The following is a 26,773-nucleotide window of genomic DNA, read 5'->3' as shown; positions in this document are numbered from 1 at the left end:
GCCGCGCTGCGGCGCACCACGCCACCCCCAGCGCGAACGCCACGCGCGGCGCGGACGTCACCCGTGCGCGCGCCCGCGGAACTCCGCTCGATGCGCTGCCGGGCTCACACCGAGGCGCCGTGAGAAGTGGTGGCGCAGCGTCACGGCGCTGCCGAACCCGGACTGCTCGGCGACGAGTTCGATCGGGGTGTCATCCGTCTCGAGCAGCAGCCGTGCGTGGTCGAGCCGCTGCGTCAGCAGCCACTGCTGCGGGCTCGTCGCGGTCCGCTCGCGGAACCGGCGCGTGAACGTGCGGCGCGAGAGGTGCACGGCCGCCGCCCACGTGTCGAGCTCGAGCGGCTCGGCGAGCCGTGCCCGAGCCCATGCCATCGCCTCTTCGATGGGTTCGCCGCCGACGGGGTCCGCCACCGGCACCGGGATGTACTGGGCCTGCGACCCGCTGCGATGCGGCGCAAGCACCAGCGCGCGGGCGAGCGTGTTCGCCGCCGCGGCGCCGTGGTCGAGGCGGGCGATGTGCAGGCAGCAGTCGAGTGCGGCGGCAACACCGGCGGACGTGATGACATCGCCGTGGTCGAGCCACAGCACGTCGCGACGCACGGCCACGCCGGGGTATTCCGCGGCCAGCCGGTCGGCGGCGGCCCAGTGCGTGACGAGCTCCCGGTCATCGGCGATGCCGGTCGCTGCCACAACGAACCCGCCGAGGCACAGCCCCACGATGCGCGCGCCGCGGGCATGCGCGGCCCGCACGGCGTCGAGCAGCTCAGGCGACGGTGCACGGTCCTGCCGCCAGCTGGGCAGCACGATCATGTCGGCGCGTGCGAACGCCTCCAGCCCCGCATCGACGGCGATGCGGTAGCCGGAGCCGGTCATGAGCGAGCCGGGCTCCTCCGCGCACACCACCACGTCGTACAGCGGCTCGGCGCTGTCGAGCCCGGCCGCGGCGAACACCAGCGTCGGCACCGACAGATGGAAAGGGCTGATCCCCTCGAACGCCAGCACGGCGACACGCGGCAGGGACCGAACGCGAGTCATGGCCCGATCTTAGCGAAATGGTGCCTTCGGGCCACTGTCGTCCGGCCGTCAACGGCGCGAGCATCGAGTCATGACCGAGTCCACGACCGAGACCACCACGACCGCCCTGACCGCGCTGCTCATCGGCGGCCCCACGCTGCAGTTCGACTACGCCGGGCTGTCGTTCCTGACCGATCCGACGTTCGACGAGCCGCAGGACTACGACGGGCCCGTCGTGCTGCACAAGCTCACCGGACCGGCTGTCGGCGTGGAGGCGCTGGGCGCCATCGACGTCGTGCTGCTGTCGCACGACCAGCACTTCGACAACCTCGACCATGCCGGGCGCGCGCTGCTCGACCGCGTTCCCACGGTCCTGTCGACTCCGGATGCCGCCGCCCGCATCCCCGGGATCGTCGGCCTCGAACCGTGGCAGACCACGACGGTCGGCTCCGTCGAGATCACGGCGGTGCCGGCGCTGCACGGGCCCGAGGGAGCCGAGGCGCTGAGCGGCGTGGTGACCGGCTTCGTCCTGCGGGCGGACGGAGAGCCCGCCGTGTACGTCTCGGGCGACAACGCCTCGGTAGGCCTCGTGCGCGACATCGCCGCGCGGTTCACGCCGATCGACGTGGCCGTCCTGTTCGTCGGCGCCGCGAACCCCGGCCGCTTCGGCGACACCGATGTGACCCTCAACGCCCACACCGCCGTGCAGGCCGCCGAGGCGCTCGGCGACGCACTCATCGTCCCGGTGCACGGCGAAGGCTGGGCGCACTTCAGCGAGACCCTGGAGCGGCTCGAGCGGACGTTCGGCTACGCCGGCCTCGCCGACCGACTGCGCATGCCGGTGCGCGGCGAGCGGCTCACGGTCGCGTAGACCGAAGGGCGAGTGGATGCCGCGGGCCGAGGCATCCACTCGCCCTCGCCGGCCGTCACGACAGAGCGAACTTCAGCGTGTTCAGGTGCGCGCGGCTGAGTTCGGCCGCGCGGCGCGCGTCACGATCGGCGATGGCGTCGACGACGACGGCGTGCGCGGCCTGGTCGGCCTCGTGCGACGCCGTGGGCCGGATCTTCAGCATGTCGACCATCGCGGAGCGCACGCGCGGCACGAAGCCGTCGAACAGCTCGACGAGCACCTCGTTGCCCGATGCGACCACGATGAGCCGGTGCAGCGCCATGTCGACGTCGACGTGGGGTTCGGGTGCGGGATCGGCGGCCGCCCGGGCGGCGAGCGCCGCGCGCAGTCCACGCAGCTGGGCCGGCGTGCGCCGCTCGGCCGCGAGGGCCGCGGCCTCGGCCTCGATCGCGATGCGCGCCTCGATGACGGTGGTGATCGAGGCGCGTCGCAGCACGGTGTCCCAGTCGTCGGCGACGTCGAGCGCGGTCACGAACACACCCGCGCCCTGGCGCGAGTCGAGCACGCCGCGCCCCGCGAGCTCGCGCACGGCCTCGCGGATCGTCGAGCGGCCGACGCCGAGCTGCGCGGCGAGCGTCGTCTCGCCCGGCAGCCGCTGACCGAGCGCGAACTCGCCGGCGCGGATGCGGCCGAGCAGGATCTCGGCGGCCTGCGCGGCGAGCGGGGCACGGTGGACGATCGACGGCATTCACGACCTCCGGTTGTCGGACGGCAGCAGGGCTGACCTCGCACAGCTTACCCGGAGCGAGCCGAACGACGACTTGACTTATCAGCTTGTCTGAGGAGTAAGCTCGCCGCCATGTCTTCAGAAGCTCTCTCCGCCCCGTCGCGCCGACCCCTGTTCTGGTCGCTCGTCGGCACCCATGTGATGAACGACTTCCAGACCGGCGCCGCCGCCGCGCTGCTTCCGTACTTCGTGCTCGAACAGCGCTATGACTACGCCGCGGTCGCCGGGCTCACTCTCGCCGCCACCTCGCTGTCGAGCATCTTCCAGCCCGTGTTCGGCTGGCTCACCGACCGCTTCGCGCTCCGCCCGCTCATCGTGGTGGGTCTCGCCGTCGCCGCGCTCGGCATCGCGGTCGCAGGCCTGATCTCGGCGGACTACTGGCTCACGTGGATCGCCTTCTCACTGTCGGGCCTTGGCGTCGCCGCGTATCACCCGGCCGCCACCGTCGCCGCGAAGGAGGCGGGCGGGGGCACCAACCGCGCCATGAGCATCTTCTCGGTCGGCGGCAACGTCGGCGCCGCGATCGCGCCCATCGGCGTCGGCCTGACCGTCGGCATCCTCGGTCTGCAGGCGACGCCGCTGCTGCTGATCCCCACCATCGCGATCGCGGCCGTGTACCTCGTGCTGAACCGGCGTGCGGCCCTGCGTCCGGCAGCGGCTGCTCCGGCCGCGGGCGCCGACGAGGCCGCCGGAGCGGCATCCACTCGAGTCCCTCGCGATCTGTGGGGGAGGTTCGCGTGGCTGCTGCTCATCGTGAGTCTGTGGTCAGTCGCATACGTCGGTGCGCGCTCGTTCGTCGCCTTGGACGTGATCGACCGGTTCGACGCCTCGACCGACGTCGGCAACGTCGCGCTCACGGTGTTCTCGCTGGCCGCGGCGCTCGGCACGCTCGTGGGCGGCTTCTTCGCCGACCGGTTCGGCCGCACGCGCGTCATCGTGCTGGGCTACGCGCTCGCGACGGCTGCGGCGATCGGGTACGTCCTGGTCGCCGACGAGATCGCGGCGATCGTGCTGGCCGGGGTGCTCGGATGGGCGCTGTTCCTGCCGTTCGCCCTGCATGTCACGCTGTCGCACGCGTACCTGCCGCGTCACCTCGGCACCGCGAGCGGAGTCACCCTCGGCATGGCGACCGCGCTCGGCGGCCTGCTCACCCCCCTGCTGGGTGTGCTCGCCGACGCGGTCGACCCCCGCGCCGTGTTCGTCGTGATCGCGGCGGTCATCGCCGCCGCGCTGGTGTGCTCGCTGTTCCTGCGCGAGCGGAACGACCTCACGCCCGTCGCCGACACGGTGGAGCAGGGGGATGCCGGGCGCCCGACACCCACGCGCCCCGAACGTTCGGCGGTCTGAGCGAGGCCCGGCGGGCTGCCCCGGGCCGGTCAACCCCGGGGCGGCGCCGGCGGAACGGCGGGCACACCCTCGCCGACGGCGGCCGGCGTCGAGATGGCCACCGCCGTCACGGGTTCCGGAACGCCGGCGAATCCCGGCTCGCCGGACGACCTCCTCCGGCGACGGAAGCCGGTGACGAGCACGCCCCCGACGAGGAGCATTCCGCCGATGACCTCGCCCGCCGTCGGCAGCTGGCCGAGCAGCAGGGCCGCAGACGCCATCGCGATGACGGGGGCGAGCAGCACCCACGGCACCACGGCGGCCGACGGGTTGCGGGCCAGGAGCGCGTTCCAGATCGAGTAGCCGGCGATCGTGCACAGGCCCGCGGTGTACAGCGTCGACAGCGCCGACTGCCACCCGAACGCGGCAAGGCCGACGACGATCGCCTCCGGCCCCTCGACAGCGAACGACAGCGCGAGGGCGGGGACGGGCACGACGATCGCCGACCACACGGTGAGCGACAGCGAGCCGAGGCGTCCGCGACCGCTCACCGCGCCGGCACGACGCGAGATGACGTTGCCGATGCCCCACGAGAACGCCGCGGCGAGTGCCAGCGCCACGGCGAGCGCCGGGGCGTCGCCGCCGCGACCGGCCGCAACGATCGCGAGCCCGATGATGCCGAGACCGACGCCGATGATCTGGGGCACCGTCGGCCGCTCGCGCAGCACCGCCGCGGCGATGAGGATCGTGAAGACCGCCTGCGCCTGCAGCACGAGCGCCGCAAGCCCCGGCTGCAGACCGAGCGCCATCGACGTGTACAGCAGCCCGAACTGCCCGAGGCTCATGAACAGCCCCACGCCGACCACCGTGCGCCACGAGGTGCGCGGCCGCGGCACGACGAACGCCGCCAGGGCCACCACCGCGAAGCGGATGGCCACGAACAGCAACGGCGGGATCCCGTCCATGCCCCAGTCGATGACGACGAAGTTGAAGCCCCAGAACGAGGCGACGATCGCCGCCAGCACCATGTCGCGTCGAGTCATGGCTCCACTTCATCGCGTCCATCGATGAAGCACAAGCAACCCTTTCGTGATCAAATCTTGTAGCTTTGCTTCATGATCGATCTCGAAGCCGTGATGTCGCTCCGCGCGGTCGCGACGCAGGGCAGCGTCGTCGCCGCCGCGACGAGCCTCGGGTACACGCCATCCGCCGTCTCGCAGCAGGTCAAGCGCCTCGAGCGCGAGACCGGCGTCGCGCTGCTCGAACGAGCCGGCCGGGGCGTCATCCTCACCGAGGCCGGCACACGCCTCGTCGTCGCCTCGACACCGATCCTCGCCGACCTCGAGCGCCTGCGCGCCGACCTTCAGCTCGCCGGCGGCCCCGACGACCGGGTGGTCGGCGAGATCCGGCTGGCGGCCTTCTCGACCGTCGTGCGCGGGCTCGTCATCCCGGTGCTGGGCGACCTCGCCGAGCGCCACCCGCAGCTCGCGCTGCCGCTGCGTGAGAGTGAGCCGTGGGAGACCATCGCCCTCGTCGCCTCCGGTCAGCGCGACCTCGGCATCGTGCATCGCTGGGGCGGCGTCGCCCTCGCGATGCCCGACGACCTCGTGTCGACCCCGCTGTTCACCGACGTCGCCGACGTCATCCTGCCGCGCGACCACCCGCTCGCCCATCGCACCGAGCTGCACCCGGAAGAACTGGCGGGCGAACGGTGGGTCGCCACTTTCGAGGCCACGATCTGCCGCCAGTGGCTGCGGCGGCTCTTCGACGGCGTGCCCAACGCGCCGCGTGTCGTGCACGAGTCGATGGAGTTCCAGAACCACCTCGAGCTCGCCCGCGCCGGACTGGCCGTCGCGCTCGTGCCGCGCCTCGGTCGCGGCGAGCTCGGGCCCGACATGGTCGCGATCCCGACGGCCGGCCCGGCCTCGACCCGCGACGTGCTCGCCGTGCACCGCCGGTCACAAGGCGATTCCCCCGCGCTGCGCGCCGCGCTCGACACGTTCGTGGATCACGCGCGCGACATGTGACCCCGCACGAGTGAGGGAGTGGATGCCGGGCGCCCGGCATCCACTCCCTCCGCGGTGTTCCGAACGGGCCTCAGTTCCAGGCGGTGCGTCCGAAGCGCTCCCAGCGCTCGACCGTGCGCGGACCCGAGCCGTCGGCGGCGGGCTCGTAGACGGAACGGCCCTCGATGAAGACGCGCTGCACGCGCGAGTCGACGGCGAGCGGATCACCCGACCACACGACGACGTCGCCGTCGCGGCCGACTTCGAGGGCGCCGACGCGCTCGTTCAGGCGGAGGATGTCGGCCGGGTTCGCGGTGAGCGCCTCGAGGGCGGTCGTCGCGGGCAGCCCGTCGCGCACGGCGAGGATGGCCTGCAGGCGGATCTGGTCGATCGGCACGACCGGGTGATCCGTCGTGATGGCGACCTTGACGCCGGCCTCGGCGATGAGCGCCAGGTTGCCGATGGCGCGGTCGCGCAGCTCGACCTTCGAGCGCGAGGTCAGCAGCGGCCCGAAGATCACCGGAATCTGCTTCTCGGCCAGCACGTCGGCGATCTTGTGCGCCTCGGTGCCGTGGTTCACGACGAGCGTGTAGCCGAACTCCTCGGCGATGCGGATCGCGGTCGCGATGTCGTCGTGGCGGTGGCAGTGCTGGTCCCACAGCAGATCGCCGGCGAGCACTGCCGCCAGCGTCTCTTTGCCGAGGTCACGCTCGAACGGCTCGCCCTTCTCGGCCGCGGCGTCACGCTTCTCGGCGTACGCCTGTGCCGCAGCGAACGCTTCGCGAAGAACGGATGCCACACCCAGGCGCGTCTGCGGCGTCTTGCCCTTGTCGCCCCACACGCGCTTCGGGTTCTCGCCGAGCGCCGACTTGACCGACACGTCGGCGGCGAGGATCTGCTCGTCGACGGTGCGGCCGCCCCACGTCTTGATGGCCACGGTGCGGCCGCCGATGGGGTTGCCCGACCCGGGCTTGATGACGGCGGTCGTGACGCCGCCGCGGAGGGCGTCGCGGAAGCCCTCCTCCTCGATGTCGATGCCGTCCAGCGCGCGGAACGCGGAGCCGTTCGGGTCGGTCATCTCGTTCGTGTCGTTGCCCGACCAGCCCTCGCCCTCCTCATGCACGCCGACGTGGCCATGCGACTCGACGAAGCCGGGCACGACCCAGCTTCCGGCCGCGTCGACCACCTCGGCTCCCTCGGGCACCGGGGTGTCGGATCCGCCGACGGCGGTGATCCGGCCATCGGTGACGATCACGGTGCCGTTCTCGATGGGGTCGGAGCTGACAGGGACGACGTAGCCGCCGGTGACGGCGAGGATGCGAGCCATGCCTTCCAACCTACGCCTGCCCCGTTCGCCGCCACCGTGCAACCCCTCGCGGTTCGCCGCGGTGTCTGTCATCCTTGGGCTCAGCAGGTAGGTAGCCGCCGTGAAGCCACCAACAGAGGTCCCTTCGCCGGTCGCGTCGATACCGCGGACCCGGCGCACGGTCGCCGGGGTGCTCGGCGGCATCGTCGGCCTGCTGGCGCTCAGCGCGATCGCGGGCGTGCTGATCGTGGCACCGCTGGCTCCGGCGATCGCGATCTCGGGCACCGCGGCGAGCACTGCCGTCTCGCTGTTCGACAGCATGCCGAGCTATCTCGAGATCGACCGGCTCATGCTGCCGACGACCATCTACGCGCGCGATCCTCAGACGGGCGAGGATGCCGAGCTGACGTCGTTCTACGACCAGAACCGCGTTCCGGTCTCGTTCGACGAGGTCGCGGTCGTCATGTACGACGCGATCCTGGCGTCCGAGGACCCGCGGTTCTACGAGCACGGCGGCATCGACATCCTGGGCACGACGCGTGCGCTCATCAGCAATGTCCAGGGCAATGTGACGCAGGGCGGCTCCTCGATCAGTCAGCAGTACGTGAAGAACGTGCTCGTGCAGCGCTGCGAACGGGATGCCGCGGCCACCGACACCGAGACGCGCGACCAGGTGCTGCGCGCGTGCTGGCTCGATGCGACGGACGCCAGCGGTGTCGACGGCTACCAGCGCAAGCTGCAGGAGATCCGCTACGCCGTCGCGGTCGAGCAGGAGTACTCCAAGAACGACATCCTGCTCGGCTACCTGAACATCGCCAACTTCGGCGGTACGACGTACGGCATCGAGGCGGCGGCGCGCTACTACTTCAGCACCACGGCCGCGCAGCTCACGCTCGGGCAGGCGGCGACGCTCGCGGGCATCGTGCAGAACCCGAACACGTTCCGCATCGACCGGCCCGGGGGCTCGATCCCGGGCCCCGACGGGGCGGCGTTCAACAAGGCAGCCGACGGTTCGGTCGACGACGTCACCCCGGGCACGCTGGCAGCTCTCGACACGCTCCTCGCCGACGGCTCGATCACGCCGGAGCAGTACCTCGCCGCGGGCGATGCGTACAGCGCGACCAAGGGCCGCCAGCTCTACGTGCTCGACCGGATGCGGGAGGACGGGCGCATCACCGAGCAGCAGTTCGTGGCCGCGGCGATCGAGCCCATCGTGCCGGTGCTGCAGCCCGCGCTGACCGGATGCGCGGCGACCGCCGCGCCGTTCTTCTGCCAGTACGTCGTGAACACGGTGCGCTCCGACCCCGACTACGCGAGCGCGTTCGGCGAGACGCCGCAGGACCGCCAGCGCTCGCTCACGCGCGACGGCCTGAACATCTACACGACGCTGGACTGGCGGCTGCAGCTGTCGTCGCAGGCCGCGATGCAGCAGTACGCGCCACGGGCCGTGGCGGGCATGGCGTTCGGTGCGGCGACCGTGAGCATCGAGGCGGCGACCGGGCGCATCCTCGCGATCAGCCAGAACAACGTCTTCACCGAGGACCGCGACCTCGCCGCGACCGACCCGGCGTACACGTCGCTCGTCTACGCGGGCGATCTCGTGCACGGCGCCTCGAAGGGCTTTCCGACGGGTTCGACGTTCAAGCTGTTCACGCTCGTCGACTGGCTCGAGAAAGGGCATACGCTCACCCAGAGCGTCAACGGCAATCTGCGGATGATCCCGCGTCTGGCCGATCGGTGCGAGGGCCCGTGGATCAACCGCGAGAACCACATCGTCCGCAACTTCGGCGGCGTGCGCGGCTACACCGGCACGCCCCTGCAGTTCACCGCGCAGTCGCTGAACAGCGGGTACCTCGGCATGGCCGAGCAGCTCGACCTGTGCGACATCGAGGAGGTGACGGCGCGACTGGGCGTGACGCGCGGCGACGGGAGCCCGGTCGACATCGACGGCGCCGCCGCGATCATCGGCACCAACAACATCGCGCCCGTCGCGCTCGCCTCGGCGTACGCGGCGATCGCCAACGACGGCGTGTACTGCGTGCCCCGCGTGATCGAGCGCGTGACGGATGCCGACGGCACCGACATCGCCGTGCCTGGAGACCGCTGCACCCAGGCCGTCAGTCCGCAGGTGGCGGCTGCGACGGCCCTCGCGCTGCAGGGCGTCACCCGCAGCGGTGGCACCGGCTCAGGAGGCAACCCGAACGACGGCACGCCGACGATCGGCAAGACCGGCACGCACGAGCAGTACCAGACCTGGTTCGTGCAGTCGAACACCCGCGTGACCACGACGGCCTGGGTCGGCAACACCGACGGCTTCGGCGACCTGTTCCACACCTCGTACAACGGGCGGCTGCTCTCGTCGCTGCGGCTTCCGATCGTGCGCGACATCCAGCTCACCGCCGACCAGCTCTACCCGGGCGGCCCGTTCCCCGCCCCTCCGGGCGAGCTCGTGGGCCGACCGTCCGCACCTCCGCCGACGACGCCACCGCCGAGCACGCCGGCACCCCCGCCCGACGACACCACCCCTGACCCCGGCCCCGTTCCCGGCGGCGACGGAGGCCCCGGCGGCGGCGGAGGCCCCGGCAACGGCGGGGGCGGCGGCGGCGGTCACGGCGACGGGTGAGCCGTCACACGCATGGGGGATGCCGCCGGCCCGACGCCGGTCGCGTCAGGGGCGCAGCAGCACCTTGCCCACGCGGCCGGGGCGTCCGCTCGCCTCGACGGCTGCGCGCACGTCGTCGAAGGAGTGGATGCTGTCGACCGGGAGCGTGAGGCGCCCGCTGCCGACCAGCCCGAACAGCTCGCCGAACAGCGCGCGCCGGGTCTCGGACGGCATCGCGGCCGACACCTTGCTGCCCCAGAACCCCTTCACGACCACCTGCTTGAAGATGAGGTCGCCCGACGACAGCTCCATGCGATCCGAGGCCATCGCGCCGAACGACACGAGCGTGCCGCCGTCGGCGAGCAGGTGCAGCAGATCGCCGGAGGCCGAGCCGCCCACCGAGTCCACCGCGGCGCGGATGGGCCGGCCGCCGGCGAGCTCGCGCACCCGCTCCCGCCACGCGGGGTCGGCGGTGGCGACGACATCGGGGATCCCGGCGGCGGCCAGCTCTGCGGCATCCGCTTCTCTTCGCACGATGCCGATGACGTGGATGCCGCGACTCGCGCCGATCTGCGCCACCAGCCGGCCGACCGTGCCGTTGGCGGTGTTCTGGACGATCGTGTCGCCCTCGCCGACCTCGAGGAAGTCGACGAGTGAGATCGCGCTGAACGGCATCGAGATCAGCTGCGCGGCGACCTCGTCGGGAATGGCGTCCGGCACCGGCACGACCGCGCCGGCCTTGGCGAGCGCGAACTCCGACCACACGCCGAAGGTCCCGCCGGTCGCGACCCGCTGGCCCACCGCGATGCCCTCGACCTCGTCGCCGATCGCGTCGACGATGCCGACCGCCTCGGTCCCGGCGCGCGCGGGCAGGTCGGGTTTGAAGCCGTAGGTGCCGCGGATCGTCCACAGGTCGTGGTTGTGGATGGGGGCGAGCAGGACGCGCAGGCGCACCTCGCGGGGGCCGGGCTCGGGCAGGGGCAGGTCTTCGACGCCGAGCACCTGGGCCGGGTCGCCGAACTCGTGATGGACGATCGCACGCACGCGGCGAGCCTACGCTCCGTGCCTGAGGGATCAGCCGAGCGGCGGGCGGTCGAGCACCGTCGGCACGTACTCGAGCAGCTGGCTGCGCTGGTCGAACGTACGAGCCTCGACCAGGTCGAGCCGCACGTCGGGGTAGCCGTCGAAGATGCGCTCCTGCCCGGTCGCCCCCGTGATCACGGGGAACACGACGACGCGATAGCGGTCCACGAGCCCGGCCATGAGCAGCGAGCGGCACAGCGACACACTGCCGAGGGTGCGCAGCGGCCGGTCGGACTCCTCCTTGAGCCGCCGCACGAACTCGACGGCGTCCTCGCGCACGAGCGTGGAGTTCTGCCACGTGAGGGGCTCGTCGAGTGTCGATGAGAAGACGTACTTCTGCACACCGTTGAGCACGTCGGTGCCCTCTTCGCCGCTCGCGGTCAGCTCCGACATGACGCGGTACGTGGCCGCGCCCATCAGGATCGGGTGGTCCTGCTCCGACAGGTCTTCGAGCCATTTCAGGTACTCGGGGCCTTCCAGCCCCCACCACCCCGGCCATCCCTCTGCCGCGCCGTAGCCATCGAGCGACATGATGAAGTCGATCGTCAGCGTCTGCATCCGAGCCTCCTTCGCGTGCGGTTCCCGGCTTCTCGCGCAGGAACACCGGCCGAGCGGCGCTTCGTCTCGCCGGCGCTCGCTCCGCATGAGCGCCTCGTGCCCGAGCCTAGGCCGGTGACCGGACGGGCGGAACCCCGGTGGCGGCACCCGCTCGAGTGGCGGATGCCGCCACCCCGAGCCTTCGTGAGGCCCGGGGTGGCGGCATCCATCGCCCTGCGTCAGGCGTTCACGCGCGGCGGGTTCGCCGGAAGCCACTCGTCGAGGGTGGTCTCGAACAGCAGCGCGCCCTCGACGGGGACGAGCGTGCGCTCCTCGACGACGGCGCCGTAGTACGGAGCGGTGTCGTCGCGGACGACCGTCCGCGCGTCGCCGCGGAACTCCAGCGCGCGGCGCACCCACTCGTCCAGGCCGAACTGCTCCGGGCCGGCGATCTCGAGGTCGCCGTTGACCGGGGTGCCGGCGGCCGTGCGGGCGACGGCGGTCGAGACGTCCTCGGCGGCGATCGGCTGCACGAGCGCACCCGGCAGGCGGACGGTGTCGCCGTCGGTCGAGATGTCGGCGATGCTGCCCACGAACTCGAAGAACTGCGTCGCGTGCACGAGCGAGAACGGCACGCCCGACTCGCGGATCAGCTTCTCCTGCGCGGTCTTGGCGCGGAAGTAGGGGATGTCGTGCGGGCGGTTCGTGCCGACGATCGTGAGCGCGACGTGGTGACCCACGCCGGCGGCCTTCTCGGCGGCCAGGAGGTTCGTGGTCGAGGCCGTGAAGAAGTCCAGCACGTCCTGCTCGGCGAACGACGGCGAGTTCGACACGTCGACCACGACGTCGGCGCCGGCGAGAGCCTCGGCGACGCCCTCGCCGGTGACGCTGTTCACACCCGTGTTGGGCGACGCGGCGATCGCCTCGTGCCCGTGCGCCTGCAGCTTCGAGACGACCTTCGAGCCGATCAGCCCGGTTCCGCCGATGACGACGATCTTTGCCATGTTCGTGCCTTTCTGGGTTCGCGAGCGCGGGGCGCACTCACCAGCTACGACAGCGACGGCCCGGCGGTTGTGACAGGGTCACGCGCTCCAGCTGCGGAGCTTGTCGGGGTTGACGACCACCCAGACGTCCGAGACGGCGCGGCCGCGCAGGCGGAAGCTCACGACGCCCAGCACGGTGCCCTCGGTGCACACCTTGAGGCCCGGCATCCCGTTCACCTCCGCGTCGGTGATCACCACATCGGGGTAGGTCGACAGCACCGACGCCATCGTGGTCGCCACCGGTACGTCGCCCGCCAGGTCACGCACCGACAGGCGCGTCCGGCCGCCGCTGTCGACCAGCAGCTGCACGTCCGGTGTGAGCAGCGCGGCGAGCGCTGCGGCGTCCTGCGCCTGCCAGGCCGTGCGGACGTCGTGCACGACGTCGGCCTGACGGCGGTGCACCGCCAGGCGCAGGGCTGCGGCATCCGCGCGCTTTCCTGAGAACCGCCATGCGCTCATGCGGCAGGCGCCATCGTGACGTGGGCCAGCTTGTCGGGGCTCATGATCCACAGCAGGTGGTCGATCCCGTCGTCGGTCGCGGTGATGGTGAGGGCGGTCGTGACGACGCCGTCCTCCGACAGCGCGATGCCCGGGCGCCCGTTGATCTCGACCCAGTCGACCTGCTTGCCGGTCCAGAAGTGGCTCGAGAACGCCGCGACGAACTTCGCGACGCGCGCCTGGCCGCGCACCGGGATGCGCGCGGCCAGCTTGGCGCCGTTGCCGTCCGTGTAGCTGACGACGTCGGCGGTGAACAGCCGCTCGAGCTGCTCGGTCTCACCCCGCTGCGCCGCCGTGAGGAACGCCTCCAGCAGCCGGCGCTGCTCGGTCGCGGCGACCTGCGCGCGCTTCTCGGACGCGAGGTGCTTGCGCGCACGGCTCACCAGCTGCCGCGCAGACGCCTCGGAGCTCTGCACGATCTCGGCGATGCGGTCATAGGGGTAGTCCAGCGCCTCGCGCAGCACGTACGCGGCGCGCTCGGTGGGCGTGAGCTTCTCGAGCAGGAGCAGCACCGCGTACTCCAGCGCCTCGCCGCGCTCGGCGCCCAGCGAGGGGTCGTCCTCGGTGTTCACCGGCTCGGGAAGCCACGGCCCGATGTACGTCTCACGCCGCGCGTGTGCAGACTGCATGGCGTTGATCGACAGCCGCGTCGTGATCGTCGCGAGGAACGCCGCCGGCTCGCGCACGTCGGCGCGGTCGGTCTGCTGCCACCGGATCCAGACGTCCTGCACGATGTCCTCCGCGTCCGAGACCGTGCCGAGCATCCGGTACGCGATGCCGAACAGGCGCCGCCGGGATTGCTCGAACTGCTCCGTCGCCGAGTCCATGCGCTGGTCGGTCATGTCACGCCTTTCTTCACCGGGCGACGAAGGGATGCCGCGGCTCGCTGCCGTCCGCGTCGCGCGCGCGACGCACCCACCCTCGACGGTCTACACGAGCTTCGACAAGACAGCCACTCGGTATGTGACACCGACGCGGAATCACGACCGAGATCGCCGAATCGGTCACAGCCGGACGACCACTCCGGTCTTCGCTGGCACACCGGGTCGTCAGCCCGCTCACGGAAGGAACGCCATGACCGACCACACTCTCCAGCCCGAGGCGCAGGCCTTCGCCGACGCCGCCGCTCAGCCGCCCACGCTCGTCGAGCGCGGGGTCGACGGCGCCCGCGCCCTCCTCGACGAGGTGCAGGCCGCGCCCGTCGACAAGCCCGACGTCGACGAGGAGTGGATCACCGTCTCCGCCGCCGTCGGCGACGTGCCCGTCCGCATCGTCAGGCCCGTCGGCGCGTCCGGCACGCTGCCCGTCGTTCTGTACATCCACGGCGGGGGCTGGGTGCTCGGCAACGCCGGCACCCACGACCGGCTGGTACGCGAGCTGGCCGTCGGCGCGGACGCCGCGGTGGTGTTCGTCGAGTACACGCGATCGCCCGAGGCGCGGCATCCCGTCGCCATCGAGCAGGCGTACGCGACCGCCCGCTGGATCATGGACGAGGGTGACAAGCGAGGGCTGGATGCCTCGCGCCTCGCGATCGCCGGCGACTCGGTCGGCGGCAACATGGCGGCCGTCGTGGCGCTGCTGGCCACCAAGCGCGGGGACGTGTCGTTCATCCACCAGTCGCTGTACTACCCGGTCACCGATGCCGCGATGGACACCGAGAGCTACCGCGAGTTCGCGGAGGGGTTCCACCTGCGCGCCGACGCCATGGCCTGGTTCTGGGACAACTACCTGCCCGATGTCGCCGCGCGCCACGACCAGACGGCCTCGCCGCTGCGCGCGCCGATCGACGAACTGCGAGGTCTTCCCGAGACGCTGCTGATCGTCGACGAGAACGACGTGCTGCGCGACGAGGGCGAGCAGTACGGGCGCCACCTCATCCAGGCGGGCGTGCGCACCACCCTGGTGCGCTACGACGCCACGATCCACGACTTCATGATGCTCAACCCGCTCCGTCCGTCGGCGGCGACCACCGCCGCGGTCGAGCAGGCCATCCACGTCCTGCGCAAGGCCTTCGCGCAGGGCTGATCCACCACCGACCCCGAACGAGTCAAGAGAGAAAGAGAAGCAGACAATGGAAATCCGCAAGCCCACCATCGTGCTCGTCCACGGCGCCTTCGCCGAGTCCGCCTCGTGGAACGGCGTCATCGAACGCCTGCAGGCGAAGGGCGTCAACGCCGTCGCCGTCGCCAACCCGCTGCGCAGCCTCGCCGGCGACGCCCAGTACGTGCGCAACGTCATCGCGTCGATCGACGGGCCGGTCGTGCTCGTCGGGCACTCGTACGGCGGCCTCGTCATCACCGAGGCGGCCTCGCGCAACGAGCAGGTCGTCGGACTCGTGTACGCGTCGGCGTTCGCGCCCGAGACCGGCGAGAGCGCGTTCTCGCTGTCGGCCACGGCCCCCGGCAGCACGCTCGGCGAAGCGCTCGCGGCGTACCCGGTCGCCACTGGCGGCAACGAGTTCGCCATCCGCGTCGACGCGTTCCACGAGCAGTTCGCCGCGGATGTGCCCGACGCGCAGGCCGCACTGATGGCCGCCACGCAGCGCCCCGTGACCGAGAAGGCGCTGACCGACGGCCTGACGACCGATCAGCCCGCGTGGAAGGACATCCCGTCCTGGCACGTGTTCGGCGACCAGGACCACAACATCCCCGTCGCGGTGTTCCGCGCCGGGGCCGAGCGCGCCGGAGCCCGCGGCACCACCGAGGTGGCAGGCGCCTCGCACGCGATCAGCGTGTCGCAGCCCGACGCCGTGGTGGCGACGATCGCCGCCGCGGGTCGCGCGTACGTCGAGAGCCGCTCCGAGACCGTGGGCGCGACCGCTCAGTGAGACGCCGCGACGCCCCGGCCGCGATCCGGCCGGGGCGTCGCCGTCGGCCTCCCGGCATCAGACGGTGACCGGCTCGAGCCCCTGCTCCAGACGCTCGACGTCCTCGGCGCGGCACAGGTCCGTCGCGGGGAGCGCCGCCGTGGCCGACCCGGCCGCGACACCGGAGCGGAACGCCTCGCCGAGCGAGCGACCCTGCGCCAGGCGCAGCACGAGGGCGCCGAGAAAGCTGTCGCCCGCGCCCACCGCGCTCTGCACCTCGACGTGCGGCGTGGGCAGGCGCAAGGCTTCGTCGGCGGTGACGAGCACCGCACCCGACCCGCCGAGCGTGAGTGCGACGACCTCGCACGAGCCCCGCCCCACGAGCTCCCGGGCCGCCTCGATCAGGCCGATCTCGTCGGTCTCGGCTGCTCCCACCAGCTCGCGCAGCTCGCGCTTGCTGGGTTTGATGAGGAACACGCCCTCCTCCAGCGCGGCGGCCAGCGCGTCGCCGGAAGTGTCGACGACGCAGCGCGAGCCATGCTCGCGGGCGATGCGCGCGATCTGCGCGTACAGGTCGTCCGGCGCTCCCGGCGGCAGACTGCCGCTGGTCACGACGAACCCGCCGACGGGAAAGTCGTCCGCGACCGCCGACAGCAGCGCCCGCCACTCCGGCTCCGACAGCTCGGGGCCCTGGAGCACGAACCGGAACTGCTCGCCCGTCGACGTCTCGTCGACGGTGAAGCTCTCGCGTGTGGCATCCGCGATCCCCACCATGCGACTGGCGATGCCCTCGCGGTCGAGCAGCTGCCGGTAGGCCTGCCCGGTCGGCCCGCCGGCCGCGTACACGGCCAGCGAATGCCCGCCGAGGTTGCGGACCACCCGCGACACGTTGACACCCCCGCCGCCCGGATCCAGTCGCGTCGGCCCGCAGCGCATCTTGCTCTCGGGCATCACCCGCGGCGTCGACGTCGACACGTCGAGTGCGGGATTGGGCGTGACCGTCAGGATCGGCAGATGCGCGAGGGCCATGACCACAGAGTATGCGTGGATGCCGGCGGCCCGGCAGTCCCCGTCGGTGCGCGTCCGGGAGCGCCCGACTCCGCGTGCCGGCAGTAGCGTGAGCACGACATCCTGTTGTCAGTCACCCCCCGGACGAAGGACACACGCGTGGACATCACACAGATCGACCCTGCGCTGCGCGAGGTCACCCGAAAGGCCCCGCGGATCAACCTGGAGAATCCGGTGACGCTGTGGACGATCACGTCGCTGTCGCGCTTCATGCCCGGCACCAAGGTCGACGGCGTCGAGCGGCGCGTCGTCCGCGACGGCGCCGTGCGCGTGCGGGTCTACGTGCCTGCTCAGACGAGCGGGGCAGGGCTGCTGTGGATCCACGGCGGCGGACTCGTGCTCGGCGCCGCCGCGATGGACGATCGCACATGCAGCGAGGTCGCCCGCGACACCGGGGTCATCGTGGTCTCGGTCGACTACCGCCTCGCACCGCGGCATCCCTTTCCCGCCGCGATCGACGACAGTGCCGCCGCCTTCGCGTGGTTCGTCACGCACGCGGCCGAGCTCGGCGTCGACCCCGGCCGCATCGCCGTCGGCGGCCAGAGCGCCGGAGGCGGCCTGGCCGCCGCGCTCGTCCAGCGCCTCGTCGACGCGCAGACCCCGCCGGTCGCGCAGTGGCTGTTCTGCCCGATGCTGGACGACCGCACAGCCGCCGACCGATCGCGCGACGACGTCGACCACTTCGTGTGGAACAACCGCGCGAACCTCGTGGGCTGGCGCTCGTACCTCGGCGACCGGGTCGGGGGCGAATCCCTTCCGGCCTATGCCGCCGCCACGCGGCGCGAAGACCTCAGCGGTCTGCCCCCGACGTGGATCTACACATCGGACGCGGAGCTGTTCTTCGACGAGGACGTCGCGTACGCCCGCGCGCTCGAGGCCGCCGGCGTGCCGGTGACCCTCGACGTCGTGTCGGGCGCCGCCCACGGCTTCGAGGCCTGGGCGCCCGACACCGAGCCGGCCCGCGCGCTGCAGGCGCGCGCGAGGACGTGGCTGCGAGCGCAGTTAGGCTGACGCGCGGCCGGGCCCGTTCTGCTCGTCGAGCAAGGAACGCGCGAGCAGCGTGGATCCGGCGACCGCCGCGGGCATCGACGCGACGGCACCGAGCGGGACGAGGAAGCACAGCTGCGTCGCCACGCCGAAGCCGAGCACGCGGGCTCGGTGGCCGCGGCGCAGCCGCTTGCGCTCCGCCGCGGTGAGGCCACGGGCGCTGAGGGCGCGCGAGCTGAGCTCGTCGGCGACGACCCACCCGGTGAGGATCACGCCGACGACCGCGCTCACGACACCGCCGACCACCGGGATGAACCCGAGTGCGAGGGCGAGCACGGCGATCAGGATTCCTCGACCGACGAGTGAGAGCGCGTCGCCGACCGACCGCCAGAAGCCGTAAGACGCATCGAACCGCTCGTCGCCGTGATCGGCCTCGACCGCCCGCCAGATGCGCTCGTAGAACGGCTCGCCGATCAGCAGCGTCAGGGCGGTGAACGAGATCGCCACCAGCACGAGCGCCGCCCCGACGAGCGCCGTGCCGATCGTGATGCGGATGACAGCCGCCCACACCGACGGCCACCCGTCGGCGAACGGCGTGAGCGCCTCGGTGAGGCCGGGAAGGAACGCCGCCAGCGTGATCAGGCCGCCGAACAGCAGCAGTCCGACGATGACCGCCGGCACCAGCCCGAGCAGCATCAGTCCCGGGCGACGTCGCCAGTACGCGAAGCCTCGGAGCAGCATCCCCGCCCCTCGAAAGAACTCGCGCATCGCACAAGGGTACGAAACCGTCGCTCGCGATGAGAATCGCCCCCGACATCAGACCGAGTGGATGCCGGCGGCCGCGGTGACGCGAATCCCTCCGGCGGGATCGTCGAATCATGTCGCGGCGATCACGCTCGATGTCACAGAACGGGTGGCCCGGCGGTCATTCGCTCATGACAGACAAGGAGCATCCATGCCCATCCAAGACGTCATGATCTCCGATCCGTTCGCGAGGCTGAACCACATCGACGCTGGCGAGCTGAACGTCGCGTACGTGGACGAAGGACCACGCGACGGCACGGTCGTCCTGCTGCTGCACGGCTGGCCCTACGACATCCGCAGCTTCGGCGAGGTCGTTCCCCGACTGGTCGATGCCGGCTATCGGGTGCTGGTGCCGTATCTGCGCGGCCACGGCGAGACCGTCTTCCGCTCGGCCGAGACGCTGCGCAACGCGCAGCAGTCGGCGCTGGCCGGCGATGCGCTCACGCTGTTGGACGCGCTGGGCGTCGATCGTGCGATCGTCGCGGGCTTCGACTGGGGCGCCCGCACCGCCGACATCGTGGCAACCCTGCACCCCGATCGCACCCTCGGGCTGGTCTCGGTGAGCGGCTACCTCATCGGCAGCCAGGCTGCCGGGGCGGCGCCGCTTCCGCCCGCGGCCGAGCTGCAGTGGTGGTACCAGTACTACTTCGCGACCGAGCGAGGGCGGGAGGGCTACGACCGGTACCGCCACGACTTCGCGAAGCTGATCTGGCGCCTCGCGTCTCCGCAGTGGGCCTTCGACGACGACGTGTTCGGCGCGAGCGCCGTCGCTCTGGACAACCCCGACCACGTTGACATCGTGATCCACAACTATCGGTGGCGCCTCGGTCTCGCCGAGGGAGATCCGCGACTCGATGAGACCGAGGCGCTGCTCGCGCACGCGCCGTCGATCGACGTGCCGACCATCACGCTCGAGGGGGACGCGAACGGGGCACCGCATCCGGATGCCGCGGCCTACGCGCCGAAGTTCGCCGGTCGCTACGAGCACCGCGTGGTCGCCGGGGGCATCGGACACAACCTCCCCCAGGAGGCGCCGGACGCCTTCGCCTGGGCGATCCTCGATGTGGCGCGGTGGGCCCGATGACGGGTGCATTCTCCCGCGCACGACGCCGACGCCGACGACGACCGGCCTGACGCTCAGGCGTCCTGGCCTGTCACACGCTGGAGCGCTGCGGTGTCTCATGTGTGAAGCCAAACGAGGAGGGCGGACGTGCGCAGCATCGCCGACGGGACCGGGAACTCTCGCGCGAAGGAGGAGCGCCGCGGTCGTACGCTCACCGATCGGCTGAGCGTACGGCTCGCCGACACGCGGGTGCTCGGGCGGCGCATCGAGGACGTGTGGCTGGGCCTGCGGGCGCGGGCAGTGCCGCGGCATTGGACGAACCTGTTCGGCGTCGTCACCGTCGCGTCACTCGTGGTCGTCATGGTGACCGGCGTCGTCCTGATGTTCTTCTACACGCCCTCGAGCGACACGATCAGCTACGCGGGTTCGTATGCGCCCCTTCACGATGCCGCCGTCTCCAAGGCGTTCGCCTCGACGATGCGTGTCAGCTTCGAGGTGCCCGGCGGCCGGCTCCTGCGCCAGGCGCACCACTGGTCGGCGCTGCTGCTGCCGGCCTCGATCGTGGTGCAGCTCGTGGTCGCCTTCTTCACCGGCGCCCATCGGCGACCGCGCCGGGCGATGTGGGTCCTGCTGGTGCTCGCGTTCCTGGCGGCCGTCGCCACCGGGTGGAGCGGCTACGCGCTTCCCGACGACATGCTGTCGAGCACCGGGCTGCGCATCGTCGAGGGCATCCTCCTCGGCATCCCCGTCGTCGGCACGTGGCTGGCCTCGGCGCTGTTCGGAGGCTCCTTCCCCGGACGCATCATCGAGAATCTGTACCCGCTCCACGTCGTCGTGTTCCCGCTGGCCCTCATCGCGTTCCTCACGCTCCGTGGCATCGCGGCATGGCGCCACGGCCCCGTACAGTTCCCCGGCCTGGGTCGCACGCCGCACAACATCGTCGGCGAGCCGCTCGTCCCGACGGCCGCGGTACGCGCCGGCGGGCTGTTCGCGGTGGTCACCGCCGTGCTGCTCCTCGTCTCGGCGACGGTCACGGTGAGCCCCATCTGGCTCTACGGTCCTGCCGATCCCGGGAACGCGGGTGCTGGAAGCCAGCCGGACTGGTACACCGGCTTCCTCGACGGCGCTCTGCGTCTGGTGCCGCCGGGGTGGGAGATCGAATGGCTCGGTCGCACCTGGACGCTCGCGGTGCTCGCGCCGCTCGCCGTCGTCGGCGCGTTCTTCGCGGTGCTCGTCCTGTACCCGTACATCGAGGAGCGCGTCACCGGCGACCGGCGCGACCACGACCTGCTCGATCGCCCGCGCACCGCGCCGACACGGACCGGCATCGGCGTCGCGGGGCTCGTCTTCGTGGGAGTGCTGTGGGCTGCCGGCGGCGCCGACATCATCGCAACGACGTTCTCGGTGAGCATCGAGCACGTCATCCTCACCCTGCAGGCCGCGCTCGTCCTCGGACCGCTCGTCGGCTTCAGCGTGGCGCGCCGAGTCGCTCTCGGCCTGCAGCAGAAGGACCGGATGCTGCTGGAGCACGGGTACGAGACAGGGCGCATCCTCCGCCTTGCCGGTGGGGAGTACGTCGAAGTGCATCGGCCGCTGGACGAGACCGACCGCGCGCGAATCGCATTGCCGGTGTCTCCCGCCAACGAGCGGCTGCTCGCACCTGCCGCGGCTGACGGAGCGGCGCGGCGCGGCGTCCTCGTGAGCGCGGGCACCGGCGGGGACGTGTCAGAGCGGCGGGAAGACTAGCCGACGGCTCCTGAAACCGGCTTCGGCTAGGCGGTCTATGGGAGCGCCGCGATGAGGCGGTCGATCTCCTCGTCGGTGTTGTAGTAATGCACGGACGCACGGACCAGCCCGGTCAGGTGCCGGGCCTCCAGGTCGAGTCGGGCGTAGTCCACCACCGAGACGCTCGTGTTGATGCCGTTCGCCGCGAGCCGGCGCTGAACCTCGTGCGGGGCAGTTCCGTCGACGGTGAAGGTGACGATCCCGCACGTGCGCTCGCCCTGGTCGTGCACACGTACGCCCGCGCGATCTCGGAGCCGCTGGCGGAGCGTGTCGGCGAGTGATTGGACCCGCTGCTGAATCTCGGTCAACCCCCAGCTCTGGGCATAGGAGGCAGCGACGCCGAGCCCGATCTTGCCGGCGACGTTGGTCTCCCAGTTCTCGAAGCGTCGCGCGTCGGGCCTGATCTCGAAGCGATCTGCCGCGGTCCAGGTCGCGGCGTGCAGGTCCAGGAAGGGCGGCTCCAAGGAGCGGATCAGGTCGCGGCGGACGTAGGCGAACCCCGTCCCTCGCGGCGCTCGGAGGAACTTGCGTCCGGTGGCGGTGAGGAAGTCGCATCCGATCGTGGAGACATCGATCGGCATCTGCCCGATCGACTGACAGGCATCCAGGAGGTACGGCACACCGAACTCGCGGGCTGCTCGCCCGACGTCGGCAGCCGGGTTCACAAGACCGCCTTGGGTGGGGACGTGCGTGAGCGCGATCAGCCTCACCGGTCCGACACCTCGCGCAGTGAGCCGATCGCGGAGGTCGTCGACGCTGATCTGCCCGGAGGCATCGTTGTCGACCGCTTCGACGATCACCCCGGAACGCGCCGCGATCTGCAGGAACGCGATCATGTTGCTCGCGTACTCCGCGCGCGACGTCAGGATCCGATCCCCCGGTCGGAACGAAGCCGCCAAGGCGTAGAACACCATGTCCCACGCGCGTGTCGCGTTCTCGACGATCGCGATCTCGTCCCGGTCCGCGCCGATCAGCGCAGCGACACTGTCGTAGGTTGCCTCGATCCGCTCCTCGGCTGCCGCTGCCGCTTCGTACCCACCGCGTTCGCTCTCGAGCCGCAGATGATCGATGACAGCCTCGGTCACCTGGCGAGGCGGCAACGCGGAACCGGCGTTGTTGAAATGAGCGACGTTGCGCACCCCAGGAGTGTCAGCACGCGCCCGGTCGACATCCAGGACCATCCGCACATCTTATGGAGGTTCGCGGGTCGTCAGCGACGCATGCGAGAGAAGGCCCGCCGGCAGGAGGCAGTCGTGCCTTGATGTGCGCCCGTGGCGCTGGCTAGGCTCCTCGATCGTGATCTACCAGGATCCTCTTGCGTATCTGCTCGGCATCGAAGGGTCCGCACTGCTCGACGCATGGGCCGGTGACCACGATCGAGCCTTCGTCGAAGACCGGATCGCCGAGATCCGCCGGCTGCTCGCCGACGAGAAGCTCCAGAACCGCGGGGTGCTCGCGGAGCGCGTGACCGCTGATGTCGCCTATCAGCAGGAGGCGCCCGGCTACGACGCGAATGCGGGCGGTGGCCTCTTCGCGATCGACGAGCCGGTCATCACCGAATGGCTGGCGCACCGCGCGGTCGGCGTCGCCCTGGACGCCGCGTGCGGCACAGGGCGATTCGCGCGGATCCTCGCCGACCTCGGCCACACCGTGATCGGCGTCGACGGATCACCGGACATGCTCGAGCTCGCCCGAGAGCGCGTTCCGCAGGGCCAGTTCCAGCTGGGCTCAGTCGATCGGCTGCCTCTCGCCGACCGATCGGTCGATGTGGTCGTGTGCGCGCTCGCGCTCGTCCACGTGAGCGATCTCGGCCCGGTGTTCGCCGAGTTCGCCCGCGTGCTGCGCCCCGGCGGCGCGCTCCTCATCTCGGACGTGCATCGCGAGCTCACGACGATCGGCTCGGGCATCAAGGGTGTAGGAACTGACGGCGAGCGCCGCCTCGCCCCGGCATTCCGGCATCCCCTCGGCGACTATCTTCGGGCCGCGCTCGGCGCGGGACTCGAGTTGCGCGGCTGCGAGGAGCCGGCCCTCCACGTGGACGGCTCGCCGATGCCCGAGCCGAGCACCGAGATCGGCGACTGGTCGGCGTGGCCATGGTCTCTGATGGCATACGTGCCCGAGGCGACGCGCGCGATCTCCGGCCGTCCGCAGCTGCTCCTCCTGAACTTCGCTCAGCCTGCGTACTGAGCGTGCGCCCTGATCGCTGTCCCGCGCCTGCGGGGGAACGCGCGACAGTCGCCCGTCACCCGAAGTCGCCGGGCGCCATATCGGTGAAGCGCGAGAAGTGACCCTGGAACGCGACCGTGATGGTGTCGGTCGGGCCGTTGCGGTGCTTCGCCACAATGAGGTCGGCCTCGCCGGCGCGCGGTGAATCCTTCTCGTACGCCGCCTCGCGGTGCAGCAGCACCACCATGTCGGCGTCCTGCTCGATCGAGCCCGACTCACGCAGGTCGCTCAGCGCCGGCTTCTTGTCGGCGCGCTGCTCGGCACCTCGGTTCAGCTGCGACAGGGCGATCACGGGAACGCCGAGCTCCTTCGCCAGCAGCTTGAGGGCACGCGAGAACTCCGAGACCTCCTGCTGACGCGACTCCACTCGCTTGCCCGAGGTCATGAGCTGCAGGTAGTCGATCACGACGAGCTTGAGGCCGGCGCGCTGCTTGAGCCGGCGGCACTTCGCGCGGATCTCGACGAGCGTCATGTTGGGGCTGTCGTCGATGTACAGCGGCGCGTCGTTGATGCGTCCGCGGGTGGCGGCGACCGTCGTCCAGTCGCGCGAGTCGAGCGTGCCCTTGCGCATCGACTGCAGCGGGATCGCACCTTCGGCGCTGAGCAGGCGCATGGCGATCTCGCTGCGCCCCATCTCGAGTGAGAAGAAGATCGTGGGCATGCCGTGCTTGACGGCGGCGGACCGCGCGAAGTCGAGCGCGAGCGTCGACTTACCCATCGCGGGTCGCGCCGCGATGATGATCATCTGGCCGGGGTGCAGACCGTTGGTGAGCTGGTCGAGACCCGAGAAGCCGGTCGGGATGCCGGTCATCTGACCGTCGCGGCCACGAGCGGCCTCGATCTCTTCGACCGCGGCATCCACCGCGATCGTCAGCGGCACGTAGTCCTCGGCCTGCTCGGCGCCCGTGACGGAGTAGATCTCGGCCTGCGCGTTGTTGACGAGGTCGAGCGCCTCACCCTGGCCCGAGTAGCCCATCTGCACGATGCGCGTGCCGGCCTCGACGAGGCGGCGCAGCAGTGCGCGCTCCGACACGATCGACGCGTAGTAGCCGGCGTTGGCGGCGGTCGGGACGATCGAGGTGAGCGTGTGCAGATAGTCCGCACCGCCGGCGCGCTGCAGGTCGCCGGTCTTGATCAGCTCGTCGGTGACGGCGACGACGTCGGTCGGCTCGCCGTGCGAGTACAGGGTGAGGATCGCCTCGAAGATCAGCTCGTGCTTCGGGATGTAGAAGTCCGTGCCCCGGAGCGTCTCGATGACGTCGGCCACCGCATCCTTCGAGAGCAGCATGCCGCCGAGCGCGCTCTGCTCGGCGAGGAGGTCATGCGGGGGAGTGCGCTCGTAGTCGCTGCGGCCGCCGTCGCGAGGGCCCCCCATGCGCTCTTCGGAGATGTCGGCGATCGACATAGGCTGCGCGTCCCCTTCTCGCTCGCTGCATCGTCCGATCGCGCGCGTATTGCCGCGCCCCCGGTTGGCCGTTGACCACGCTAAGGACGGCCTCCGACACTCGCAACACGACCTGTGGATAACTGTGTGGAAAGCCTGAGAGAAACGCCGACACGCCTGTGAAGAACCTCTGTGGAGAACTACCGGGATATCTGGGGGATATATCGCCGAAACAGCCTCTGACCGGGCATCCACGAATCCACACCCTGTGGAGGGATACGTGGTTGAAGCAGAGGTTGAAGGTTGGGCGCGCCGCTGTGGGCTGTGCACAATTCCCGGGAACACAGGGCTCTTCCCGCGTGCGCGAGCGCGATGTCGGTCCGAACGGGAAGAAGCTCTGGACATCACGTCGGACGAGGCGGTACTCTCGGAGGTCCAGGCACCCTCACGCACGATCCGTTCGGCCGTTCCACGATCCGAATCCGGATGTGCGGGCTTATTCGTCGTGGGAGGTGAACGTGGAGACCACAGTCCGGCAGCTGCCGAGGATCGTGCGACTGGCCCTGATCGGGACGGGTGCCGCGTTCGCCTGGATCGTCGTCTCGCTCGTCCTGGGCCTCGGCCTCGGGAACGCGCACGCCGACGACGGAGACCACGACGGACTGCTCGGGGGTGTCCTCGGCGCCGTGACCTCCGCGGTCGATTCGACCGCGTCGACGCTCACGAGCACCGTCACCGGCACGGTCTCGACCACCACCACCGCCGTCACCGGCGTCGTGAACACGGTCGTCTCGGTCGCGCCGGCGCCGGTGCAGCGCCCGGTCAGCCAGGTTGTCCAGTCGGTCGGCTCCGTCGTCACGAACACCGTCACCACAGTCACCGCTCCCGTCACCCAGGTGGTGTCGGGCGGCGTGGTCAGCGGCGTGACGCAGCCCGTCGTGGACGTCGTGACGCAGGTTCCCGTGGTCGGCGGCATCGTGTCGGGCATCGGCCTGGACGACGCCGTCACCGACCTCGGCGGAACGGTCGACGACACGCTCGGCGGCGTCGTGGGCGGCGTGGTCGACGCGGTCGACGAGACCGGCACGACCATCGGCCAGCCCGCGCCCGGCATCGACGTGCCGACGCTTCCGGGCCTTCCCGGTCTTCCCGGGTCGTTCGACCCCTCGGTTCCCTCCGATGTGCCCGCCACGGACGCCGGCGTCGTCGACGCCGCCCTGGCGGGACCGACGGATGCCGCCGGCCCGACGTCCCCGTCGGCCGCGGTCGCCCGCGGTACCTGGAGCGCCGCTGCCGCGGCCGCTGTCACGGATACCGCCGAGGCTGTCGTCTCTTCCTCCGGGCCCGCGTCCAGCGGGGGCGGAGCCACCAGCAGCGGGGGCGGGCTCTGCCTCCCCGCATCTTCTTCTGCGGGATCCGGCGGTGCGGGTCCCGGCGCCTGGGCGTTCGTCGCCCTCGATCCTCTCGATGCAGACCGTGCCTGGGTGCGTCGAGCAGGGCCCGAGGACGAGCTCGCGCCGCCGGCGCCTCTCGCTTCCACCGACGTCTCCCCCGACTGATCGGCTCGCAGCCGTCGCCTGTGCTCATCCGAGCCGGCCATG

At 71.2% G+C, this 26,773-nt stretch carries 24 protein-coding genes; 11 read left to right on the top strand and 13 right to left on the bottom strand.

What is annotated here, in order from left to right; translation table 11 throughout:
* Positions 1 to 57: 57 nt before the first annotated feature.
* Positions 58 to 1,032: a GlxA family transcriptional regulator gene (locus JNB62_RS03430; protein WP_220299464.1), complete on the bottom strand. Its 975-nt coding sequence runs from the start codon at positions 1,030 to 1,032 to the stop codon at positions 58 to 60.
* 70 nt (positions 1,033 to 1,102) lie between these two features.
* Between JNB62_RS03430 and JNB62_RS03425 the strand changes: the two genes are divergently transcribed.
* Positions 1,103 to 1,882: an MBL fold metallo-hydrolase gene (locus tag JNB62_RS03425; RefSeq protein ID WP_220299463.1), complete on the top strand. Its 780-nt coding sequence runs from the start codon at positions 1,103 to 1,105 to the stop codon at positions 1,880 to 1,882.
* A 55-nt stretch (positions 1,883 to 1,937) separates the two neighbouring features.
* On the opposite strand, the gene JNB62_RS03420 is transcribed toward JNB62_RS03425, so the two are convergent.
* Entirely contained in the window at positions 1,938 to 2,609 is a 672-nt protein-coding gene (locus tag JNB62_RS03420; RefSeq protein ID WP_220299462.1) for a FadR/GntR family transcriptional regulator, read from the bottom strand.
* A 111-nt stretch (positions 2,610 to 2,720) separates the two neighbouring features.
* Here JNB62_RS03420 and JNB62_RS03415 point away from each other — a divergent pair, with 111 nt between their 5' ends.
* A complete protein-coding gene (locus JNB62_RS03415; RefSeq protein WP_220299461.1) occupies positions 2,721 to 3,995 on the top strand; it encodes an MFS transporter in 1,275 nt (424 codons plus the stop codon).
* Positions 3,996 to 4,024: 29 nt separating this feature from the next.
* On the opposite strand, the gene JNB62_RS03410 is transcribed toward JNB62_RS03415, so the two are convergent.
* A complete protein-coding gene (locus JNB62_RS03410; protein ID WP_223230898.1) occupies positions 4,025 to 5,017 on the bottom strand; it encodes an EamA family transporter in 993 nt (330 codons plus the stop codon).
* Positions 5,018 to 5,089: 72 nt separating this feature from the next.
* Here JNB62_RS03410 and JNB62_RS03405 point away from each other — a divergent pair, with 72 nt between their 5' ends.
* A complete protein-coding gene (locus tag JNB62_RS03405) occupies positions 5,090 to 6,001 on the top strand; it encodes a LysR family transcriptional regulator (protein ID WP_220299460.1) in 912 nt (303 codons plus the stop codon).
* Between the two features lie 70 nt (positions 6,002 to 6,071).
* Here the strand turns inward: JNB62_RS03405 and JNB62_RS03400 are convergent, their stop codons facing one another.
* The gene (locus tag JNB62_RS03400) at positions 6,072 to 7,307 is read right to left on the bottom strand and encodes an amidohydrolase (RefSeq protein WP_220299459.1); all 1,236 of its coding nucleotides are present in this window, start codon (positions 7,305 to 7,307) and stop codon (positions 6,072 to 6,074) included.
* Positions 7,308 to 7,407: 100 nt separating this feature from the next.
* Here JNB62_RS03400 and JNB62_RS03395 point away from each other — a divergent pair, with 100 nt between their 5' ends.
* Positions 7,408 to 9,909 carry a transglycosylase domain-containing protein gene (locus JNB62_RS03395; protein WP_308291709.1) on the top strand — a complete coding sequence of 834 codons (2,502 nt, stop codon included), beginning with the start codon at positions 7,408 to 7,410 and terminating at the stop codon, positions 9,907 to 9,909.
* A 45-nt stretch (positions 9,910 to 9,954) separates the two neighbouring features.
* On the opposite strand, the gene JNB62_RS03390 is transcribed toward JNB62_RS03395, so the two are convergent.
* From JNB62_RS03390 to JNB62_RS03370, 5 genes are all read right to left on the bottom strand, one after another.
* Positions 9,955 to 10,932, bottom strand: coding sequence for a zinc-binding dehydrogenase (locus JNB62_RS03390; RefSeq protein WP_220299458.1), 978 nt, complete (start codon positions 10,930 to 10,932; stop codon positions 9,955 to 9,957).
* A gap of 30 nt (positions 10,933 to 10,962) precedes the next feature.
* Positions 10,963 to 11,529 carry a dihydrofolate reductase family protein gene (locus tag JNB62_RS03385; RefSeq protein ID WP_220299457.1) on the bottom strand — a complete coding sequence of 189 codons (567 nt, stop codon included), beginning with the start codon at positions 11,527 to 11,529 and terminating at the stop codon, positions 10,963 to 10,965.
* 218 nt (positions 11,530 to 11,747) lie between these two features.
* The gene (locus JNB62_RS03380) at positions 11,748 to 12,512 is read right to left on the bottom strand and encodes an SDR family oxidoreductase (RefSeq protein ID WP_220299456.1); all 765 of its coding nucleotides are present in this window, start codon (positions 12,510 to 12,512) and stop codon (positions 11,748 to 11,750) included.
* Between the two features lie 78 nt (positions 12,513 to 12,590).
* Positions 12,591 to 13,010: a hypothetical protein gene (locus JNB62_RS03375; protein ID WP_220299455.1), complete on the bottom strand. Its 420-nt coding sequence runs from the start codon at positions 13,008 to 13,010 to the stop codon at positions 12,591 to 12,593.
* Entirely contained in the window at positions 13,007 to 13,891 is an 885-nt protein-coding gene (locus tag JNB62_RS03370; protein WP_220299454.1) for an RNA polymerase sigma-70 factor, read from the bottom strand. Before JNB62_RS03370 ends, JNB62_RS03375 begins: the two co-directional genes overlap by 4 nt.
* Positions 13,892 to 14,123: 232 nt before the next feature.
* Between JNB62_RS03370 and JNB62_RS03365 the strand changes: the two genes are divergently transcribed.
* Together JNB62_RS03365 and JNB62_RS03360 are read left to right on the top strand one after the other, a co-directional pair.
* Positions 14,124 to 15,074 (top strand): alpha/beta hydrolase, encoded by a 951-nt coding sequence (locus tag JNB62_RS03365; protein ID WP_220299453.1) that lies wholly within the window; start codon positions 14,124 to 14,126, stop codon positions 15,072 to 15,074.
* 46 nt (positions 15,075 to 15,120) lie between these two features.
* Positions 15,121 to 15,876, top strand: a complete 756-nt coding sequence (locus tag JNB62_RS03360; RefSeq protein WP_220299452.1) for an alpha/beta fold hydrolase — start codon at positions 15,121 to 15,123, stop codon at positions 15,874 to 15,876.
* Positions 15,877 to 15,933: 57 nt separating this feature from the next.
* Here JNB62_RS03360 and JNB62_RS03355 read toward each other — a convergent pair whose 3' ends face one another.
* Positions 15,934 to 16,884: a 1-phosphofructokinase family hexose kinase gene (locus JNB62_RS03355; protein ID WP_220299451.1), complete on the bottom strand. Its 951-nt coding sequence runs from the start codon at positions 16,882 to 16,884 to the stop codon at positions 15,934 to 15,936.
* Positions 16,885 to 17,022: 138 nt separating this feature from the next.
* Between JNB62_RS03355 and JNB62_RS03350 the strand changes: the two genes are divergently transcribed.
* Positions 17,023 to 17,934 (top strand): alpha/beta hydrolase, encoded by a 912-nt coding sequence (locus JNB62_RS03350; protein ID WP_220299450.1) that lies wholly within the window; start codon positions 17,023 to 17,025, stop codon positions 17,932 to 17,934.
* Here JNB62_RS03350 and JNB62_RS03345 read toward each other — a convergent pair.
* On the bottom strand, positions 17,926 to 18,678 hold the full coding sequence (locus JNB62_RS03345; protein ID WP_223230896.1) for an EI24 domain-containing protein: 753 nt from the start codon (positions 18,676 to 18,678) through the stop codon (positions 17,926 to 17,928). The genes JNB62_RS03350 and JNB62_RS03345 overlap by 9 nt on opposite strands.
* Positions 18,679 to 18,865: 187 nt before the next feature.
* On the opposite strand from JNB62_RS03345, the gene JNB62_RS03340 reads away from it, so the two are divergent.
* Entirely contained in the window at positions 18,866 to 19,798 is a 933-nt protein-coding gene (locus JNB62_RS03340) for an alpha/beta fold hydrolase (RefSeq protein WP_223230895.1), read from the top strand.
* A gap of 126 nt (positions 19,799 to 19,924) precedes the next feature.
* Positions 19,925 to 21,523: a cytochrome bc1 complex cytochrome b subunit gene (gene qcrB, locus JNB62_RS03335; RefSeq protein WP_220299449.1), complete on the top strand. Its 1,599-nt coding sequence runs from the start codon at positions 19,925 to 19,927 to the stop codon at positions 21,521 to 21,523.
* Between the two features lie 35 nt (positions 21,524 to 21,558).
* On the opposite strand, the gene JNB62_RS03330 is transcribed toward qcrB, so the two are convergent.
* Entirely contained in the window at positions 21,559 to 22,743 is a 1,185-nt protein-coding gene (locus JNB62_RS03330; protein WP_220299448.1) for an aminotransferase class V-fold PLP-dependent enzyme, read from the bottom strand.
* Positions 22,744 to 22,858: 115 nt separating this feature from the next.
* On the opposite strand from JNB62_RS03330, the gene JNB62_RS03325 reads away from it, so the two are divergent.
* A complete protein-coding gene (locus tag JNB62_RS03325) occupies positions 22,859 to 23,749 on the top strand; it encodes a class I SAM-dependent methyltransferase (protein ID WP_220299447.1) in 891 nt (296 codons plus the stop codon).
* Between the two features lie 55 nt (positions 23,750 to 23,804).
* Here the strand turns inward: JNB62_RS03325 and dnaB are convergent, their stop codons facing one another.
* On the bottom strand, positions 23,805 to 25,193 hold the full coding sequence (dnaB, locus tag JNB62_RS03320; protein WP_374450135.1) for a replicative DNA helicase: 1,389 nt from the start codon (positions 25,191 to 25,193) through the stop codon (positions 23,805 to 23,807).
* A 497-nt stretch (positions 25,194 to 25,690) separates the two neighbouring features.
* Here dnaB and JNB62_RS03315 point away from each other — a divergent pair, with 497 nt between their 5' ends.
* Positions 25,691 to 26,731, top strand: a complete 1,041-nt coding sequence (locus JNB62_RS03315; protein ID WP_308291708.1) for a hypothetical protein — start codon at positions 25,691 to 25,693, stop codon at positions 26,729 to 26,731.
* The last annotated feature ends 42 nt before the right edge of the window (positions 26,732 to 26,773 follow it).

The organism is Microbacterium jejuense, from assembly GCF_019511665.1.
GTDB classification, from domain to species: domain Bacteria; phylum Actinomycetota; class Actinomycetes; order Actinomycetales; family Microbacteriaceae; genus Microbacterium; species Microbacterium jejuense_A.
The sequence above is the reverse complement of the archived record's forward strand: the minus strand, read 5'-3'. Positions and strand labels throughout refer to the sequence as shown.